Source organism: Sphingomonas sp. LY54 (assembly GCF_035594035.1).
Classification (GTDB): domain Bacteria; phylum Pseudomonadota; class Alphaproteobacteria; order Sphingomonadales; family Sphingomonadaceae; genus Allosphingosinicella.
The window spans coordinates 624,879-641,924 of record NZ_CP141588.1; the positions used below are offsets into that span (position 1 = coordinate 624,879).

Below are 17,046 nucleotides of genomic sequence, written 5' to 3' on the forward strand. Positions count from 1 at the left end.
ACATGGATATCCGCGCCGCAGAAATCTCCAAGGTCATCAAGGACCAGATCGCCAGCTTCGGCACCGAAGCGCAGGTTAGCGAAGTCGGCACCGTGCTGTCGGTCGGCGACGGCATCGCCCGCATCCATGGCCTCGACAACGTCCAGGCCGGCGAGATGATCGAATTCGCCAACGGCATCAAGGGCATGGCCCTCAACCTCGAGGCCGATAACGTCGGCGCCGTGATCTTCGGCTCGGACAGCCAGATCAAGGAAGGCGATACCGTCAAGCGCACCGGCACGATCGTCGACGTTCCCGTCGGCAAGGGCCTGCTCGGCCGCGTCGTCGACGGCCTCGGCAACCCGATCGATGGCAAGGGCCCGATCGAATATACCGAGCGCAAGCGCGTCGAGACCAAGGCGCCCGGCATCATCCCGCGCAAGTCGGTGCACGAGCCCGTCCAGACCGGCCTCAAGGCGCTCGACGCGCTGGTCCCCGTCGGCCGCGGCCAGCGCGAGCTGATCATCGGCGACCGCCAGACCGGCAAGACCGCCGTCGCGCTCGACACCTTCATCAACCAGAAGCTCGCCAACCAGGGCGACGACGAGAACCAGAAGCTTTACTGCATCTACGTCGCCATCGGCCAGAAGCGCTCGACCGTCGCCCAGATCGTCCGCGCGCTCGAAGAGAATGGCGCGATGGAATATTCGATCGTCGTCGCCGCGACCGCGTCGGAGCCGGCTCCGCTCCAATATATCGCGCCTTATGCCGGCGTGACGATGGGCGAGTATTTCCGCGACAACGGCATGCACGCCGTCATCGTCTATGACGATCTCTCCAAGCAGGCCGTCGCCTACCGCCAGATGTCGCTGCTACTGCGCCGTCCGCCGGGCCGCGAAGCCTATCCGGGCGACGTTTTCTATCTCCACTCGCGCCTGCTCGAGCGCGCCGCCAAGATGAACGACGCCAACGGCAACGGCTCGCTGACGGCGCTGCCGATCATCGAGACGCAGGCCGGCGACGTGTCGGCCTACATTCCGACCAACGTGATCTCGATCACCGACGGCCAGATCTTCCTCGAGACCGAACTCTTCTACCAGGGCATCCGCCCGGCGATTAACGTCGGTCTCTCGGTTAGCCGCGTCGGCTCGGCCGCGCAGACCAAGGCGATGAAGAAGGTGTCGGGCTCGATCAAGCTCGAGCTCGCCCAGTATCGCGAAATGGCGGCCTTCGCGCAGTTCGGCTCGGATCTCGACGCTTCGACCCAGAAGCTGCTGAACCGCGGCGCGCGCCTCACCGAGCTGCTGAAGCAGCCGCAGTACAGCCCGATGCCGATGGAAGAGCAGGTCGTCTCGATCTTCGCAGGCGTGAACGGCTTCATCGACACCATCCCGACCAACCAGGTCGTGCGGTTCGAAAGCTCGCTGCTGGCCCACGTCCGCGCCGATCATTCGGGCGTCCTCGCCAAGATCCGCGACACCAAGACGCTCGACGACGACACGGCTGCCCAGCTCAAGTCGATCCTCGGCGATTTCGTGAAGACGTTCGCATAAGCCAATCCCTCCACCGTCACCCCGGACTTGATCCGGGGCCCAGGAACACGGACGGTGGAGGATTTCGCGGCAGGGCGTTCATGGGTGCCGGATCAAGCCCGGCATGACGAACAGGAAGTGAAGTAGGAACCAATGGCCTCTCTCAAGGCACTCAAAGGGCGGATCGCCTCGGTCAAATCGACCCAGAAGATCACCAAGGCGATGAAGATGGTCGCGGCGGCCAAGCTGCGCCGCGCCCAGTCGGCGGCCGAAGCCGGACGTCCCTATGCCGAGCGGCTGGAGGCGGTGATGGCGAGCCTGGCAGGGCGGGTCACCGTCGGCCCGCAGAGCCCGAAGCTGCTCGCCGGCACGGGGTCGGACCAGACGCATTTGCTGGTCGTCTGCACGTCTGACCGCGGTCTCGCCGGCGCGTTCAACTCGAACATCGTCCGCGCCGCCCGCAAGAAGGCCGACGAACTGATCCGCGAGGGCAAGACGGTCCATTTCTACCTCGTCGGCCGCAAGGGCCGCGCGGTGATCGCTCGCCTCTTCCCCAAGCAGATCGTCCATCAGTACGACACCAGCGCGATCAAGCAGGTGTCGTTCGCCGACGCCCAGGCAATCGCGTCCGAGCTGATCGAGCGCTACGAGAATGGCAGCTTCGACGTCGCCCACCTGTTCTACGCCCGCTTCCAGTCGGCGTTGGTCCAGGATCCGGTGGCGCAGCAGATCATCCCGGTGCCGATGCCCGAGGCCGGTGCGGCCGCCGCACCGACCGGCGGCGTCAGCGCCGCGGTCGAATATGAGCCGGAGGAGGAGGAAATCCTCGCCGCGCTGCTGCCGCGCAACGTCGGCGTCCAGATCTTCCGCGCTTTGCTGGAAAATGCCGCGTCCGAGCAGGGCAGCCGCATGACCGCGATGGACAACGCCACGCGCAACGCCGGCGACATGATCAACCGCTTGTCGATCCAGTATAACCGCACCCGCCAGGCTGCGATCACTACCGAACTCGTCGAAATCATCTCCGGCGCCGAAGCGCTCTAAGAATAGAAGGCAAGGAAGCAAATCATGGCAACCGCCCCCACCGCAAACACCGGCCGCGTCAGCCAGGTCATCGGCGCCGTCGTCGACGTCAGCTTCGAAGGCGAACTGCCGGAGATTCTGGCGGCGCTCGAAACCGACAATAACGGCAACAAGCTCGTTCTCGAGGTTGCCCAGCACCTCGGCGAGAACACCGTCCGCACGATCGCGATGGACTCGACCGACGGCCTCACCCGCGGCCAGCCGGTCAGCAACACCGGCTCGCAGATCCGCGTGCCGGTCGGCCCGAAGACGCTCGGCCGCATCATGAACGTGGTCGGCGACCCGATCGACGAGCGCGGCCCGATCGGCGCCGCCGAGACCGCCCCGATCCACGCCGACGCACCCTTGTTCGTCGATCAGTCGACCGAGACCAGCATCCTCGTCACCGGCATCAAGGTCATCGACCTTCTCGCCCCCTACGCCAAGGGCGGCAAGATCGGCCTGTTCGGCGGCGCCGGCGTCGGCAAGACCGTGCTCATCCAGGAGCTGATCAACAACATCGCCAAGGGCCACGGCGGCACCTCGGTGTTCGCCGGCGTCGGCGAGCGCACCCGCGAGGGCAACGACCTCTATCACGAGTTCCTTGATGCGGGCGTCATCGCCAAGGACGCCGACGGCAACCCGACCCCGGAAGGCTCGAAGGTCGCTCTGGTGTTCGGCCAGATGAACGAGCCGCCGGGCGCCCGCGCCCGCGTCGCCCTCTCGGGCCTGACGATCGCCGAATATTTCCGCGACCAGGAAGGCCAGGACGTGCTCTTCTTCGTCGACAACATCTTCCGCTTCACCCAGGCGGGTTCGGAAGTGTCGGCTTTGCTCGGACGTATTCCTTCGGCGGTGGGCTACCAGCCGACCCTGTCGACCGACATGGGCGCGCTGCAGGAGCGCATCACCTCGACCAACAAGGGCTCGATCACCTCGGTGCAGGCGATCTACGTGCCCGCCGACGATCTTACCGATCCGGCGCCGGCCACGTCCTTCGCCCACTTGGACGCGACCACCGTTCTGTCGCGCGCCATTTCGGAGCTTGGCATCTACCCGGCGGTCGATCCGCTCGACTCGACCTCGCGCGTGCTCACCGCCCGCACCGTCGGCCAGGAGCATTACGACACCGCCCGCCGCGTCCAGGAAATCCTGCAGAAGTACAAGTCGCTGCAGGACATCATCGCCATTCTCGGCATGGACGAGCTTTCGGAAGAGGATAAGCTGGTCGTCAGCCGCGCGCGCAAGATCCAGCGCTTCCTCAGCCAGCCGTTCCACGTCGCCGAAGTCTTCACCGGCATCCCCGGCAAGTTCGTGCAGATCGAAGACACGGTCCGCTCGTTCAAGGCGGTCGTCGACGGCGAATATGACCACCTCCCCGAAGCGGCCTTCTACATGGTCGGCGGCATCGAGGAAGCGGTCGAAAAGGCCCAGCGCCTGGCAGCCGAAGCGGCGTAACACGAACCCTCCCCTCCCGCTCGCGGGAGGGGATCGAGGGGTGGGGCGAGCGCAAGCGAGCTTCCGCTTCTTGGACAGCCCACCCCCTGCCCCTCCCGCAAGCGGGAGGGGAGTGAGACAAGAAAATGGCCGATCTCCACTTCGAACTCGTCACCCCCGAACGCCTGGTCCGCTCCGAGGATGTCCACATGGTGGTCGTGCCCGGCTCGGAAGGCGATTTCGGCGTGCTCGCCGGCCACGCCCCTTTCATGGCGACGATCCGCAACGGCGAGCTCGCCATTTACCGCGTCAGCGGCGGCGAGCCCGAGCGCATCGCGATCGAGGGCGGCTTTGCGGAAGTGAACGACCGCGGCCTCACCATTCTCGCCGAAAGAGCGGATATTCCGGCCTGACGCTTCTCCCTTTTGCCTGACAGCCGGAAGACCTGAAGCCCCTCCCTGCGGAGGGGCTTTTTCTTTGCCCGCGCCGTTCGCGCCCGGCCAGTCGTTCCCGAACTGCAGGTCGCGAAGGTGCCGGTTAGGCAATTGTCAAAGTTTCCCCTTTATTCACCACTTTGGCCGCATCTCCTGCGGCAGCGCAGCTACGGGTGAGGGTTCGCACGCAATGAGTGCTTTTGGACGACGGCCGGGAATGACGGGTCCGGGGCAACGCCCCTCTTTCGGCGTGGCGCGGCCGATGAAGGGCCCGGGCGGAGCGGCTCCGGCGACCGACGGCGGCGACCAGTTCCCGCCGCTCGACGCGCTTCCGATCGGCGACGATGCTCCGCTGGAGCCTGCGCCCGGCGACGCGATGTCGCGCCTGCACGACCGCATGGCGCAGTCCGGCGAAGCGGCCTCGTCGAAGAATGAGGGCTTCGAAGCCTCGATCCACCGCATCAAGGAGCAAGTGCTTCCGCGCCTGCTCGAGCGCGTCGATCCCGAGGCGGCGGCGACCCTGTCGAAGGACGAGCTTGCCGAAGAATTCCGCCCGATCATCGGCGAAGTGCTCGCCGAGCTGAAGATCAACCTCAATCGCCGCGAGCAGTTCGCGCTCGAGAAGGTGCTGGTCGACGAGCTGCTCGGCCTCGGCCCGCTCGAGGAATTGCTCAGCGACCCCGATGTCAGCGACATCATGGTCAACGGCCCCAATCAGACCTTCATCGAAAAGAAGGGCAAGCTCCAGATCGCGAGCATCCAGTTCCGCGACGAGGAGCATCTCTTCCAGATCGCGCAGCGGATCGTGAACAAGGTCGGCCGCCGCGTCGACCAGACCACACCGCTCGCCGACGCCCGTCTCCAGGACGGCAGCCGCGTCAACGTCATCGTCCCGCCCTTGAGCCTCAAGGGCACCGCCATCTCGATCCGTAAATTCTCGGAAAAGCCGATCACGCTCGACATGATGAAGGGCTTCGGCTCGATGTCGGACAAGATGGCGACCGCGTTGAAGATCGCCGGCGCCAGCCGCTTCAACATCATCATTTCGGGCGGCACGGGCTCGGGCAAGACGACGATGCTCAACGCTTTGTCCAAGCTTATCGACCCGGGCGAGCGCGTGATCACGATTGAGGACGCGGCCGAGCTTCGCCTGCAGCAGCCGCACTGGCTGCCGCTCGAAACGCGTCCGCCCAACCTCGAAGGCCAGGGTGCGATCACCATCCGCGACCTCGTCGTCAACGCGCTGCGTATGCGTCCCGACCGCATCATCCTCGGCGAGATCCGCGGCGCCGAGTGTTTCGACATGCTCGCCGCCATGAACACCGGCCATGACGGCTCGATGTGTACGCTCCACTCCAACAGCCCGCGCGAATGCCTGGCCCGTATGGAGAACATGGTGATGATGTCGGACATCAAGGTGCCGAAGGAAGCCATTTCCCGCCAGATTGCGGACTCGGTCGACCTGATCGTTCAGGTGAAGCGCCTGCGCGACGGCACCCGCCGCACGACCAACATCACCGAGGTGATCGGCATGGAAGGCGACGTCATCGTCACCCAGGAATTGTTCAAGTTCGAATATCTGGACGAGGCGGCCGACGGCAAGATCATCGGCGAATATCGCTCGATGGGTCTGCGCCCCTACACGCTCGAAAAAGCCAAGCAATACGGGTTCGACCAGCCCTATCTGGAAGCCTGCTTGTAAGACGTTTCCCCTGGGGGCCGCCGTGTGTGGACCGACCCCCATCACTTCCCTTTCAGTCGAGTAAGCGTACCAACATGACGGCCTCCAATTTCGCCATCCAGGTCGAGCCCGAGCGCGACCTCGTCCGCATCACCCTGTCCGGTTTCTTCGTGCCCGCCGACGTGTCCGCCTTCGTCGCGGCGCGCGACAAGGCCCATGCCGGTCTGCGCTGCGCGCCCAACGCGCATCTCACCCTGGTCGACGTGCGCGGACTCAAGATCCAGCCGCAGGAGGCGGTCACCGCCTTTCGCGCGATGCTGAGCGCGCCCGAGCACCGCTCACGCCGCCTCGCCTTCATCACCAGCTCGACGCTCGCGCGCAATCAGCTTACCCGCGCCATCGGCACCCGCACCGCCCGCTTCTTCGTTGATGCGGCGGAAGCCGAAGCTTGGCTGTTCGAAGGCGACCAGGCGCCGGACTGACACCGGAGCGCGTCGTCGCGAGACGCGGCGCGCGGCCCTGAACGCCCATCCGAAGCAAATGATCGTCCGCTTCAGCGCGCCGGCGGCGTCGCGGCCTCGCGGAACGCCTCCGATCGCGGCTGGCTCTGCGTCACCACCTCCGGGCAGCGCAGGCAGGCGGCCTTGCCCTGTTCGGCCCACCAGCGGCAGCGCGGACGGATCGCGCAGGGCGGCGGCCGCCCCACCGCCGGCTCCATCCGCGCGACGATGCGCTGCACCAGGCTGCACGCTTTCCCGTCATAATGGGAGCACGCGCATTCGGCGCAGGGCGCGGCGGTGCGCAGCACCTGGTTCGGCGCCACCGGCGCGGTGCGCGCGAGGATCTCCGGCGTGACCGGGATCGCCGCCTCCAGATAGGCGACCCGGGGCGCCTCGGCGTCGCCGAGCACGACGCCGATCACCGCGCTGCCTTCGGCGGCGGCCGACGCGCTCGGGCACAGCAGCCCGGCGCGCGGCGCGTCCACCTCAGCCCTCCGCGTCGCGGCCGAACGTCCCGCCCTGGCCGAGCGGCCCGCCTCCCCCGAACGGGCCCCCGCCCCCGCCGAACGGCCCGTCGGGGCCGATCCAGATCCCGGCCCAGATCCACGGCTTGAAGGTCTTGCCGCTGATCGGCCGCGCGAGCTGCGCATCGAGCGCGCGCAGCACCCCGCTCGACAGCGCCTCGCTGAAATCCGCCACGCCAACGCTCGATGCCCGCGATTCCATCATCGCCCTGTCGGCATTGTCCTGCTCGCCCATGACCCGTTCCTCTTCTTGGTCGAAGTCGCCCAGTCCCGCGTCGAGCCGCTCCATCTCTCTCTCCATTCACCCGCCCCGCCGGAAGCGCATGCGCCCGGCATTGCCATCAGCGGTGGACCAGAAAAACGACGGTTGCAGATACGCCTATTGCGGCGCCGCCTCAATGAAGCGGACGAGATCGCGCCATTTCGGAGGAAGATGCGAAAGCGGTCGGACCCCCGCGCCTCTACCCCTTCAGCGCCAGCGCGGCAGCGGCGACGGCGGCGATCCCCGCGAGGATCTGGATCGGCGCCCAGGGCACCCAGCCGGGGCGGTCGAGGTTGCGACGGGCGGCGCGGCGGCGCTCGGCGAAGGTGGCCGTCACGGCCAACGCCATCGCCGCCCCGGAGCCCGTCCACAGCAAAGCTTGCGTCGTCATCGTCCCTGCCCCATCAATCGCGGCGACGATCTAAGGGAGAGAAGCCGCATGCGCCAGTCCTCGTTCCGCAAACCGATCCTCGCCGCGCTCGCCGCGGGCGCAGCGCTCGCCACCGCAGGCTGCGCCGCCGCGGACGGGAGCGCCAGCGCCGCCGCGCCGCGCGCCGAGCAGCAGGCGGCGCTCGCCGCTGCCATCGCCGCTCCTACCCGCACCCCTGCCAACACGGTTCGCGACCGCTACCGCCATCCGGCCGAGACCCTCGCCTTCTTCGGCGTGAAGCCGTCGGATACCGTGGTCGAAATCTGGCCGGGCGGCGGCTGGTACACCGAGATACTCGCCCCCTATCTCGCCGCCGGCGGCGGCACGCTCTGGGCCGCCGCGCCGGAGTGGGGCCTGAACGGCATCGCCAAGCTCAAGGCGGCCAACCCGTCGGTCTACGGCGCGGTTCGCGCCGCCGCCTTCCCGGCCTTCGACGCCGCGGCGACGCGCGTGCCCGACGGCAGCGCCGACGTCGTCCTCACCTTCCGCAACGTCCACAATTGGCGGATGGGCTACCGCCGCGACGACAAGCAGGATTATGCGCCCGAGGCCTTCCGCCAGGCCTTCGCCATGCTGAAGCCGGGCGGTGTCCTCGGCGTGGTCGACCATCGCCTGCCCGAAAGCGGCGACGCGGAGCGAGAGCGGACCAGCGGCTACATCAAGGTCTCGACGATCCGCGCACTCGCCGAAGCCGCCGGCTTCCGTTTCGCCGGCGCTTCCGAGGTCAACGCCAACCCCAAGGACAGCGCCGACTGGCCCAAGGGCGTGTGGACCCTGCCGCCGACCCTCACGCTGAAGGAGCAGGACCGCGAGAAATATCTCGCGATCGGCGAGAGCGACCGCATGACGCTGAAGTTCGTGAAACCCTGATCCGTCGCCCCGGCGCAGGCCGGGCCTCGGGACCAGAAACACCGTCATGCCGGCGGAGGCCGGCATCTCGGGACCAGATCGTAAGAGGTTTCCTGAGATCCCGGCCTACGCCGGGATGACGCCTAGTCCCGGCCTGCGCCGGGACGACGTCAGCCGCCCAGCTTGTCGAGCTTCTCCTGGAGCGCGCGCAGCTGGTCCTTGAGCTCGGCCAGTTCGGCCTTGGTGTCGCCGCCCGGGGCCGGTCGCGGGGCGTCGGAGGCCTTGTTGCCGCCCGCCGCCGAGAACATTTCCATGTTGCGCTTGGCGAGCTCGGCGAACGGACCGGCGGTGAAGGCGCCGGCCATCGCGTCGCGGAACTGGGACTGGTTGCGCTGGAAGGCCTCGAGCGACGCCTCGAGATAGGGGGGAACCATCGATTGCATCGAATCGCCGTACATCGCGATCAGCTGGCGCAGGAAATTGACCGGCAGCATCTGCTGCCCGCCGGCTTCCTCTTCCATGATGATCTGGGTCAGCACGCTGTGGGTGATGTCATCGCCGGACTTGGCGTCGATCACTTTGAATTCGCGCTTCTGCCGCACCATCTCGGCGAGATGGTCGAGCGTGATGTAGGATGAGCTTTCGGTATTATAGAGCCGCCGATTGGCGTATTTCTTGATGATGACCGTGCCATCACCGGACGTCGAGGCCGCCATGCTGCATCCCCTTGATCAAGGCGATTCCGCACTAGCACCAAAGCTTTCCGCACCGCAACACAGACCCCGCCCGCTCCCGCTTTTCCTCGAAATGCTGCGCAGCGAGACTGCAGCAAATCCGCAGCGCATGGCGCGGGCCCTGGAGGGGCTTCGCCGCTACCAGGAAGCCGAGCGCGAGCCGCCCCCCGTAACGGCGCCCGCGATCGCCACCCGGCTCGGCGCGAGCCTGCGCGACTATGGCGGATCGGGCGCGCCGGTCCTGTTCGTGCCCTCCCTGATCAATCCGCCCAACATCCTCGACCTCGATGCCGAACGCTCGCTGCTGCGCTGGCTGGCGACGAAAGGGCATCATCCGTTCCTGCTCGACTGGGGCTGCGACGTCGCGGCGCGCGCCGACCTATCAGTCACCGACCATATCGAGCAGATCCTGCTGCCGTTCATCCCCGCGCTCGACGAGCGCCCGACCCTGGTCGGCTATTGCCTCGGCGGCACGATGGCGATGGCCGCTGCGGCCGCGGCCGACGTGCGCGGCATCGCCGCGATCGCCGCCCCGTGGCATTTCGACGGATTTCCTGCCCAGGACCGCGACGCCCTGGCCCGGCTGTGGCAGCACGCCGAGCCCACCGCTCGCGCCTTGGGCGTGCTGCCGATGGAAGTGCTGCAGAGCGCGTTCTGGAGCCTCGATCCGGCGCGGACGATCGCCAAGTTCGAGGCCTTCGCCGCGATGGCGCCGGACTCTGCCGAGGCCCGCACCTTCGTCCGGCTCGAGGACTGGGCGAATGACGGGCCTCCCCTTCCCGCCGCCGCGGCGCGCGAATTGTTCGAGGATTTCATCGGCGGCGACCGGCCCGCCACCGGCTGGACGATCGGCGGCACGCCCGCCCAACCGCCGGCGAGGCTGCTCAACATCGTCTCGACCACCGATCGCATCGTCCCTGCCGCGACCGCGGCCCGCGGCGGCGAGCGGGTCGAGCTGGCGCTCGGCCATGTCGGCATGGTCGTCGGCGGCCGCGCGCGCGCGGCCCTGTGGGAGCCGCTCGCCGCCTGGCTTTCGCGTGGCGCCTGCGAGTGCTAGTTGCACTGCAACATTTTTCCGCAGGAGTCGCACCATGACCGAAGTCGTCATCACCGCCGCCAAGCGCACCCCCGTCGGCGCCTTCCTCGGCTCCTTCGCCACGACGCCCGCGCATGAACTGGGCCGCGTCGCGATCGAGGCGGCGCTGGCGCAGGCCGGCGTGGCCGCCGAAGACGTGTCCGAAGTCATCCTTGGCCAGGTGCTGACCGCCGCCCAGGGCCAGAACCCGGCGCGCCAGGCCTCGATGGCAGCCGGCCTCCCCAAGGAGATCCCGGCGTGGGGCCTCAACCAGGTCTGCGGCTCCGGCCTGCGCGCGGTCGCGGTGGCCGCCCAGTCGATCATCGCCGGCGACGCCAGCATCGTCGTCGCGGGCGGCCAGGAGAGCATGAGCCTGTCTGCCCATGCCCAGAACCTGCGCGGCGGGACCAAGATGGGCAATCTCGATCTCGTCGACACGATGATCAAGGACGGGCTCACCGACGTCTTCAACGGCTATCACATGGGCATCACCGCCGAGAATTTGGCCGAGCAGTATCAGGTCACGCGCGGCGAGCAGGACGAATTCGCCACCGCGTCCCAGAACAAGGCCGAGCGCGCCCGCCGGGATGGCCGCTTCGCCGACGAAATCGCGCCGGTGACGGTCAAGACCCGCAAGGGCGAGACGATCATCGACCAGGACGAGTTCATCCGCGAGGGCGTCGAAGTGGCGAGCCTCGCCGGGCTGCGCGCCGCCTTCAAGAAGGAGGGCACCGTCACGGCCGGCAACGCCTCCGGCCTCAACGACGGCGCCGCTGCTCTCGTGCTGATGAGCCGCGAGGAAGCCGAGCGCCGCGGCGCGCCGATCCTCGCCACGATCAGGAGCTTCGCCTCGGCCGGCGTCGACCCGTCGATCATGGGCATCGGCCCGGTCCCGGCGAGCCGCCGCGCGCTCGAGAAAGCGGGCTGGACCATCGCCGACCTCGACCTCATCGAGGCCAACGAGGCGTTCGCCGCGCAGGCGCTCGCGGTCGGCAAGGAACTCGGCTGGGACGCGGACAAGGTCAACGTCAACGGCGGCGCGATCGCGATCGGCCACCCGATCGGCGCGTCGGGCGCGCGGGTGCTCACCACGTTGCTCTACGAAATGCAGCGCCGCGACGCGAAGAAGGGGCTCGCCACTTTGTGCATCGGCGGCGGCATGGGCATCGCCATGTGCGTGGAGCGGTAGACCCATATCGGCACATGTTGCAGAAGTGCTACATCTTCTGAATATTCCGTGAATTGTCAGTCTATTCCCCTTGTCGGCCCGTTGCTTTCGTACGATCAGACCCACTCTATGCCGGATGACCTACATTCGGCCTTGAGAGGGATAATTATGAGAAAGTTAGGTTTGCTCGGTTCGAGCGCATTGCGTTCGGCCGTGTTTATCGGTGCAACGATCGCGGTGGCGGCGCCGGCTATGGCCCAGGATACCGCCCAGGATCAGGATCCGGCAGCTGCGCTCCAGAGCGAAGCCGAGATCGAGTCGGGCCAGGATGCGTCCGGCCAGACGATCACCGTTACGGGTTCGCGCATTCGCCGTCCCAACCTCGAATCGAATGCGCCGATCTCCTCGCTCGGCGGTGAGGAATTCTTCGAGACCGGCCAGATCTCCGTTGGCGACGTGCTGAACGAATTGCCGCAGTTGCGGTCCACCTTCAGCCAGCAGAACTCGACCCGTTTTCTCGGCACGCGCGGCCTCAACCTGCTCGATCTGCGCGGCCTCGGCACGCAACGGACGCTGGTGCTGGTCAACGGCCGCCGTCATGTCGGCGGCGACGTGCTGGTCAACGCCGTGTCGCCGGACGTGAACACCTTTCCCACCGATCTGATCGAGCGCGTCGACGTTATCACCGGCGGCGGCTCGTCGATCTACGGGTCGGACGCGATCGCGGGCGTCGTCAACTTTATCCTCAAGGACAATTACGAAGGTCTCAGCATTCGCGGACAAGCGGGCATCAGCGATCGCGGCGACGCCGGCAATCAATATGTCTCGGTGCTGGGTGGCATGAATTTCGGCGCGGACGATCGCGGCAATATCGCGGTCAATCTCGAATACGCGCATCAGGATCGCTACTTCGGCTCGGGCGGACGCGGCCTACGGCAGAACAACAACTTTATCGTCGTCGATACCGATCCTGCAGGTTCAGTGAACGGCGCCGACGGGACGCCTGATCGCACCTTCTTCCGCGATATCCGCTCGGCGACGATTTCGCTCGGTGGTCAGGTCGGCATTTTCCAGGGCGCGGCTAATCCCGCCTGCGGCGCCGGCGGTGGGACGCGCTTCACCTGCGGCTATTTGTTCCAGCCGGACGGCACGCTGATACCGCAGACCGGCACGCGAGTGGGTCTCGGCCCGAACGGCAACTATATCGGGGGCAACGGCACGACCAGCCGCGAGGGTGAGCTTTTGACGCTCTCGCCGCAACTCGATCGCTACGCGGTCAACGTGATCGGTCATTATGAGATCACCGAGGCGCTCGTTCCGTTCGTAGAGGCAAAATATGTTCGTTCGGAAGCGTTTGGCTCGCAGAGCGGCCCCTTCTTTTCGCAAGGGACGACACTCGGTGATCCGGGCGGGCGCGAGCGCATCCGTCTCGACAACCCGTTCCTCTCCTCCCAGGCGCGTGCGCTGCTGACGCAGGAGCTGTCGGCAACCACGGTCAATCCGAACACCGGCGCCGCGTTTACAGACACGCTTAACCCCGACGGCACGGTCCTGCGAACGGCAGCTCAGAACCTGGCACTTCAGCGCGCGGCGATCGCGGCCGGCACCTTCCGCTTCGGTGTGCGCCGCAACTGGGTCGATTTCGGTATCCGCGACGAGGAGTTCGTGCGTGAAACCTACCGTATCGTTGGTGGCCTGAAGGGCAATTTCAACGACGACTGGAACTACGAGCTGTCGCTCAACTACGGCGAACATCGCGAGCGCGCCACGATCAAAGGTAACGTCAACATCCAGCGCTACCTGCTGGGTATCGATACGACGGTCGATCCGGCAACCGGGCAAATCGTTTGCCGATCGAGGCTGAACCCGGCGGGCACCGTCGACTATGGCAACGACGCCGCAATCCTGGCCGCTGATATCGCGGCTTGTGTGCCGATCAACCCGTTCGGTCAGGGCTCGGTGACCCAGGCGGCGCGCGACTATGTGCTTGTCGATTCAGTTGCGACGGGCAAGATCAAGCAGTTCGTCGTGTCAGGGTTCGTGGCCGGCGATTCGAGCCAGTTCCTCGAGCTTCCCGGCGGGCCGGTGGGCTTCTCAGTTGGCGCCGAGTATCGCCGCGAGCGGGTCGAATATGATCTGGATGACCTGACTCAGGCGGGCTACGCTTTCTACAACGCCATCCCGACCTTCCGCGCCCCGGCATTCGAGGTGAAGGAAGTCTATGGCGAAGTCCGCATCCCCATCTTGGCAGATATGCCGTTTTTTGAAGAGCTGACAGTAACCGGCTCGGGCCGTATCTCGGACTACAAGGGGTCGACGGGGACGACCTATGCCTATGGCGGCGAAGTGACGTGGCGGCCGTTGCAGGATATCCGCTTCCGCGGCTCCTACAACCGGGCAGTGCGCGCGCCGAACCTGGTGGACCTGTTCTCCGAGCAGAGCCAGAACTTCGCCCCCGCGCCCAACGATCCCTGCTCGCTGCGCAACATTGGCGCCGGATCGTCGACCCGCGAGGCCAACTGCCGGGCCGATGGCATCCCGACGAACTATGATTTCGTCTACACCTCGTCGATCGAAATCGTGTCGGGCGGCAATCCGAACCTGCAAGAGGAGACTTCCGACAACTATACCGTCGGCGCCGTCCTCACCCCGCGCTGGATCCCCGGCCTGTCGGTGTCGGTCGATTATTTCGACATCACCGTGAACGACGTGATCACCGCACCGTCGGCGCAGCAGATCATGAACGCCTGCTACGACGCCGTCGACCTGAACAATCAGTTCTGCGACCTCTTCGAGCGCAACCGCTCAGGCGGTCTCGGGCCGCAGGAAGAGGCGCCGTTCCAGATCCTTCAGGGCTCGTTGCTGCAGAACTCGCTCAACTACGCCAAGCTGACCGCGCGTGGCATCGACGTCGAGATGGGCTATCGTCATACGTTCGACTTCGGCACGCTCGGTCTCAGGACGATCTGGACGCACACGCTGGAACGCAACGAGTTCCTAAACCCCGCCGATCCAAACCGTGCGAACCGTATCCTGAGCGAGCTTGGCGATCCGAAAAACCAGGTCAACGTTAACGCGGACCTCAAGGTTGGCTCGGTGACTTTTGGGTACCAGATGCGCTGGATCGACAAGATGACCATCAGCCCCAACGCGGAGGATACCTTCTCGGTGCAGGGTCGCGCGCCCGAGAACGCGGACTATGCCGACCGTCGGTTCTACCCAGACGTGTTTTATCACGACATCCGGCTCGACGCGCAGGTGACTCCGGACTTCAACATCTACGTCGGCGTCGATAACGTCGCCGATCGCCTGCCGCCCCTGGGGCTGACTGGCGTCGGTGCGGGATCGGGCATCTACGATGTGCGGGGCCGTTACGGATATGTGGGCGTAAAGGCCCGCTTCTAAGACTGGCATCAACCTAACACTCTGGCCGGGGCTCACGCCCCGGCCTTTTTTTTGTGCCGAGGACCGGCTAGCGAGAGCCATGCCCGCCTCCCACCTCTTGCAGCAAGTCCATGCGCTGGTCGAAGCCCGCCGCCTGCCCGATGCCGCAAGCTTACTTATTGACGCTGCGACCCGCGGCGATGCTGACGCGATGATGGAACTCGCACATTGGCGGATCGCGGGCGATATCGTTCGCCGCGATCTCGCCGCCGCGCGGTCGTTGCTGGGGCGGGCCGCAAGCGCGGGCAGCAACGACGCTGCGCTGCTTCACGCCCAGTTCCTCGCCAGCGGTACCGGCGGCGCTGATGATTGGGCCGCGGCGGTGGCGATTATCGAAGCCCTTGCTCGCAGCGTGCCGGAGGCTCGCGCGCAACTCGCCCTCATCCAGAAAATGGCAGTCGATCACGCCGGGTATCCGTCACCGTTGCCGCGCGCCGAGCCGCTCAGCGAGTCCCCGTTCGTTACCACGCTGGCTGGCCTGCTGACGCCGGCCGAATGCCGCTACATCCGCGACGTCGGCGAGGCGGCGCTCCAACCCTCGGTGGTAGTCGACCCCGCAACGCGCCGCCTGATCCCGCATCCGATCCGCACCTCCGACGGCACGGCGTTCGGCGTCTATGCCGAGGATCTCGTCGTCAACGCGATCAACCGCCGCATAGCCGCCGCCAGCGGCACCACCATCGCCCAGGGCGAGCCGCTGCAATTGCTCCGCTACCGAGGTGGCCAGGAATATCGCCCCCATATGGACGCGCTTCCGGCCGAGCAGAACCAGCGCGTGCTGACGATGCTGCTCTATCTCAGCGACGATTATGTCGGTGGTGAGACCCATTTCCCGCGAACCGGGCTCTCGTTCCGCGGCAAGGCCGGCGATGCCCTGTTGTTTCGGAACATCACCGCCGAAGGACGTGCGGACCCCATGTCCCTCCACGCCGGCCTCCCCGTCACGCAAGGCACCAAGCTGATCGCGACCCGCTGGATACGGCGGGAGCGCTTCACCTATCCGCCGCCGCAGCCGCTTCTGGATCGATAGCTCACTCGCCGGCCTCGGCCGCGTCCGCCCGCTCCGCCACCACCTCCGCGGGCACGCCCTCGCCTTCCTCGCGGCCGGCGAATATCCACGTCCCGTCGCGGCACTCGAACAGGGTCGGGCGACCGGGGAGGAACGCCGCGCCGTCCCAGCGCAGGACCTGGAGATCGATCCGCTGCGGCGCCGCCTCGATCCAGTTGAAGCTCTGGAGCTCCTCGCCGCGGAGCCGGGTCGAGGTCGCCGTCCCCGCCTGCACGACCAAAGCCGGCCCCGCGGTCTCGACCATTTCGCGGGCGGAGCTGGCATAGGTGCGGTGGAAATGGCCGGCGAGGAGGATGTGGACGCCGGCTTCGGCCACGGCGGTCAGCGCGTCGGTGTGGCGCTTCACGACCTTGGTGAGCTCGCCTTCGTCGCCGATCGGCATCGCGAACAAAGGATGGTGCGTGACCAGGATGCGGGTCTTCCCTTCGGGGACGTCGCGGAAGCGCTCGCGGATGATCGCCATCTGCTCGAGGCTGATGCTGCCGTCCTTGATCGTCAGTGAGCGGGCGGTGTTGATCCCGAGCACGGCGAGATGTTCGGTCTCGAACCAAGGACAAAGATCGTCGTCGATGAAGCGCTTGTAGCGATGCAGCGGCCGGGCGAAGCGGCGCACGACGTCGTAGAGCGGAACGTCGTGATTGCCCGGCACGGCCAGCACCGGCAGCCCGCTCGCCTCAATCCGGTCGACGAAGGCGCAGGCCATCTCATATTGTTTCACCCGTGCGCGCTGGGTGAAATCGCCGCTGATCACGACCAGTTCGGGCCGCTTCTCGGCAAGGAAATCCTCGACCGCCTGGACGATGACGGGGTCGTGGCGCCCGAAATGGACATCCGACAGATGGGCTATCGTCGCCAAATCCTCTCCT

Annotated in this window: 16 protein-coding genes; 11 read left to right on the forward strand and 5 right to left on the reverse strand. The window is 66.5% G+C overall.

Translation table 11 applies throughout. The annotated features are described in order from the left end of the window. Positions 1-2: 2 nt before the first annotated feature. The 6 genes from atpA (at position 3) to SH591_RS03220 (ending at position 6,607) form a co-directional block, all read left to right on the forward strand. On the forward strand, positions 3-1,532 hold the full coding sequence (gene atpA, locus SH591_RS03195) for a F0F1 ATP synthase subunit alpha (RefSeq protein ID WP_324750492.1): 1,530 nt from the start codon (positions 3-5) through the stop codon (positions 1,530-1,532). Between the two features lie 132 nt (positions 1,533-1,664). Then, positions 1,665-2,555: a F0F1 ATP synthase subunit gamma gene (locus SH591_RS03200; RefSeq protein ID WP_324750493.1), complete on the forward strand. Its 891-nt coding sequence runs from the start codon at positions 1,665-1,667 to the stop codon at positions 2,553-2,555. Between the two features lie 24 nt (positions 2,556-2,579). Further along, complete coding sequence (gene atpD, locus SH591_RS03205; RefSeq protein WP_324750494.1) at positions 2,580-4,031, forward strand: F0F1 ATP synthase subunit beta; 1,452 nt, start codon at positions 2,580-2,582, stop codon at positions 4,029-4,031. A 125-nt stretch (positions 4,032-4,156) separates the two neighbouring features. Further along, entirely contained in the window at positions 4,157-4,423 is a 267-nt protein-coding gene (locus SH591_RS03210; protein WP_324750495.1) for an ATP synthase F1 subunit epsilon, read from the forward strand. 211 nt (positions 4,424-4,634) lie between these two features. After that, entirely contained in the window at positions 4,635-6,146 is a 1,512-nt protein-coding gene (locus SH591_RS03215; RefSeq protein ID WP_324750496.1) for a TadA family conjugal transfer-associated ATPase, read from the forward strand. 74 nt (positions 6,147-6,220) lie between these two features. Beyond that, entirely contained in the window at positions 6,221-6,607 is a 387-nt protein-coding gene (locus SH591_RS03220) for a hypothetical protein (protein ID WP_324750497.1), read from the forward strand. Positions 6,608-6,678: 71 nt separating this feature from the next. Here SH591_RS03220 and SH591_RS03225 read toward each other — a convergent pair whose 3' ends face one another. The 3 genes from SH591_RS03225 to SH591_RS03235 all read right to left on the reverse strand — a co-directional run bounded on the left by SH591_RS03225 (position 6,679) and on the right by SH591_RS03235 (position 7,802). Beyond that, positions 6,679-7,110: a hypothetical protein gene (locus SH591_RS03225; protein WP_324750498.1), complete on the reverse strand. Its 432-nt coding sequence runs from the start codon at positions 7,108-7,110 to the stop codon at positions 6,679-6,681. Between the two features lies 1 nt (position 7,111). Continuing rightward, positions 7,112-7,450 carry a hypothetical protein gene (locus SH591_RS03230; RefSeq protein WP_324750499.1) on the reverse strand — a complete coding sequence of 113 codons (339 nt, stop codon included), beginning with the start codon at positions 7,448-7,450 and terminating at the stop codon, positions 7,112-7,114. Between the two features lie 160 nt (positions 7,451-7,610). After that, a complete protein-coding gene (locus tag SH591_RS03235; RefSeq protein WP_322830820.1) occupies positions 7,611-7,802 on the reverse strand; it encodes a hypothetical protein in 192 nt (63 codons plus the stop codon). A 48-nt stretch (positions 7,803-7,850) separates the two neighbouring features. Between SH591_RS03235 and SH591_RS03240 the strand changes: the two genes are divergently transcribed. After that, positions 7,851-8,711 carry a class I SAM-dependent methyltransferase gene (locus tag SH591_RS03240; protein ID WP_324750500.1) on the forward strand — a complete coding sequence of 287 codons (861 nt, stop codon included), beginning with the start codon at positions 7,851-7,853 and terminating at the stop codon, positions 8,709-8,711. Between the two features lie 149 nt (positions 8,712-8,860). On the opposite strand, the gene phaR is transcribed toward SH591_RS03240, so the two are convergent. Continuing rightward, the gene (gene phaR / locus SH591_RS03245; RefSeq protein ID WP_324750501.1) at positions 8,861-9,406 is read right to left on the reverse strand and encodes a polyhydroxyalkanoate synthesis repressor PhaR; all 546 of its coding nucleotides are present in this window, start codon (positions 9,404-9,406) and stop codon (positions 8,861-8,863) included. A gap of 127 nt (positions 9,407-9,533) precedes the next feature. Here phaR and SH591_RS03250 point away from each other — a divergent pair, with 127 nt between their 5' ends. The 4 genes from SH591_RS03250 to SH591_RS03265 all read left to right on the forward strand — a co-directional run bounded on the left by SH591_RS03250 (position 9,534) and on the right by SH591_RS03265 (position 16,141). After that, a complete protein-coding gene (locus SH591_RS03250) occupies positions 9,534-10,481 on the forward strand; it encodes an alpha/beta fold hydrolase (protein WP_324750502.1) in 948 nt (315 codons plus the stop codon). 34 nt (positions 10,482-10,515) lie between these two features. Beyond that, positions 10,516-11,688: an acetyl-CoA C-acetyltransferase gene (locus SH591_RS03255; RefSeq protein WP_324750503.1), complete on the forward strand. Its 1,173-nt coding sequence runs from the start codon at positions 10,516-10,518 to the stop codon at positions 11,686-11,688. Positions 11,689-11,880: 192 nt separating this feature from the next. Further along, on the forward strand, positions 11,881-15,072 hold the full coding sequence (locus SH591_RS03260) for a TonB-dependent receptor domain-containing protein (RefSeq protein ID WP_324750504.1): 3,192 nt from the start codon (positions 11,881-11,883) through the stop codon (positions 15,070-15,072). A 79-nt stretch (positions 15,073-15,151) separates the two neighbouring features. Further along, positions 15,152-16,141: a 2OG-Fe(II) oxygenase gene (locus SH591_RS03265; RefSeq protein WP_324750505.1), complete on the forward strand. Its 990-nt coding sequence runs from the start codon at positions 15,152-15,154 to the stop codon at positions 16,139-16,141. A gap of 1 nt (position 16,142) precedes the next feature. Here SH591_RS03265 and SH591_RS03270 read toward each other — a convergent pair whose 3' ends face one another. Continuing rightward, complete coding sequence (locus SH591_RS03270; protein ID WP_324750506.1) at positions 16,143-17,036, reverse strand: metallophosphoesterase family protein; 894 nt, start codon at positions 17,034-17,036, stop codon at positions 16,143-16,145. Positions 17,037-17,046 lie beyond the last annotated feature (10 nt).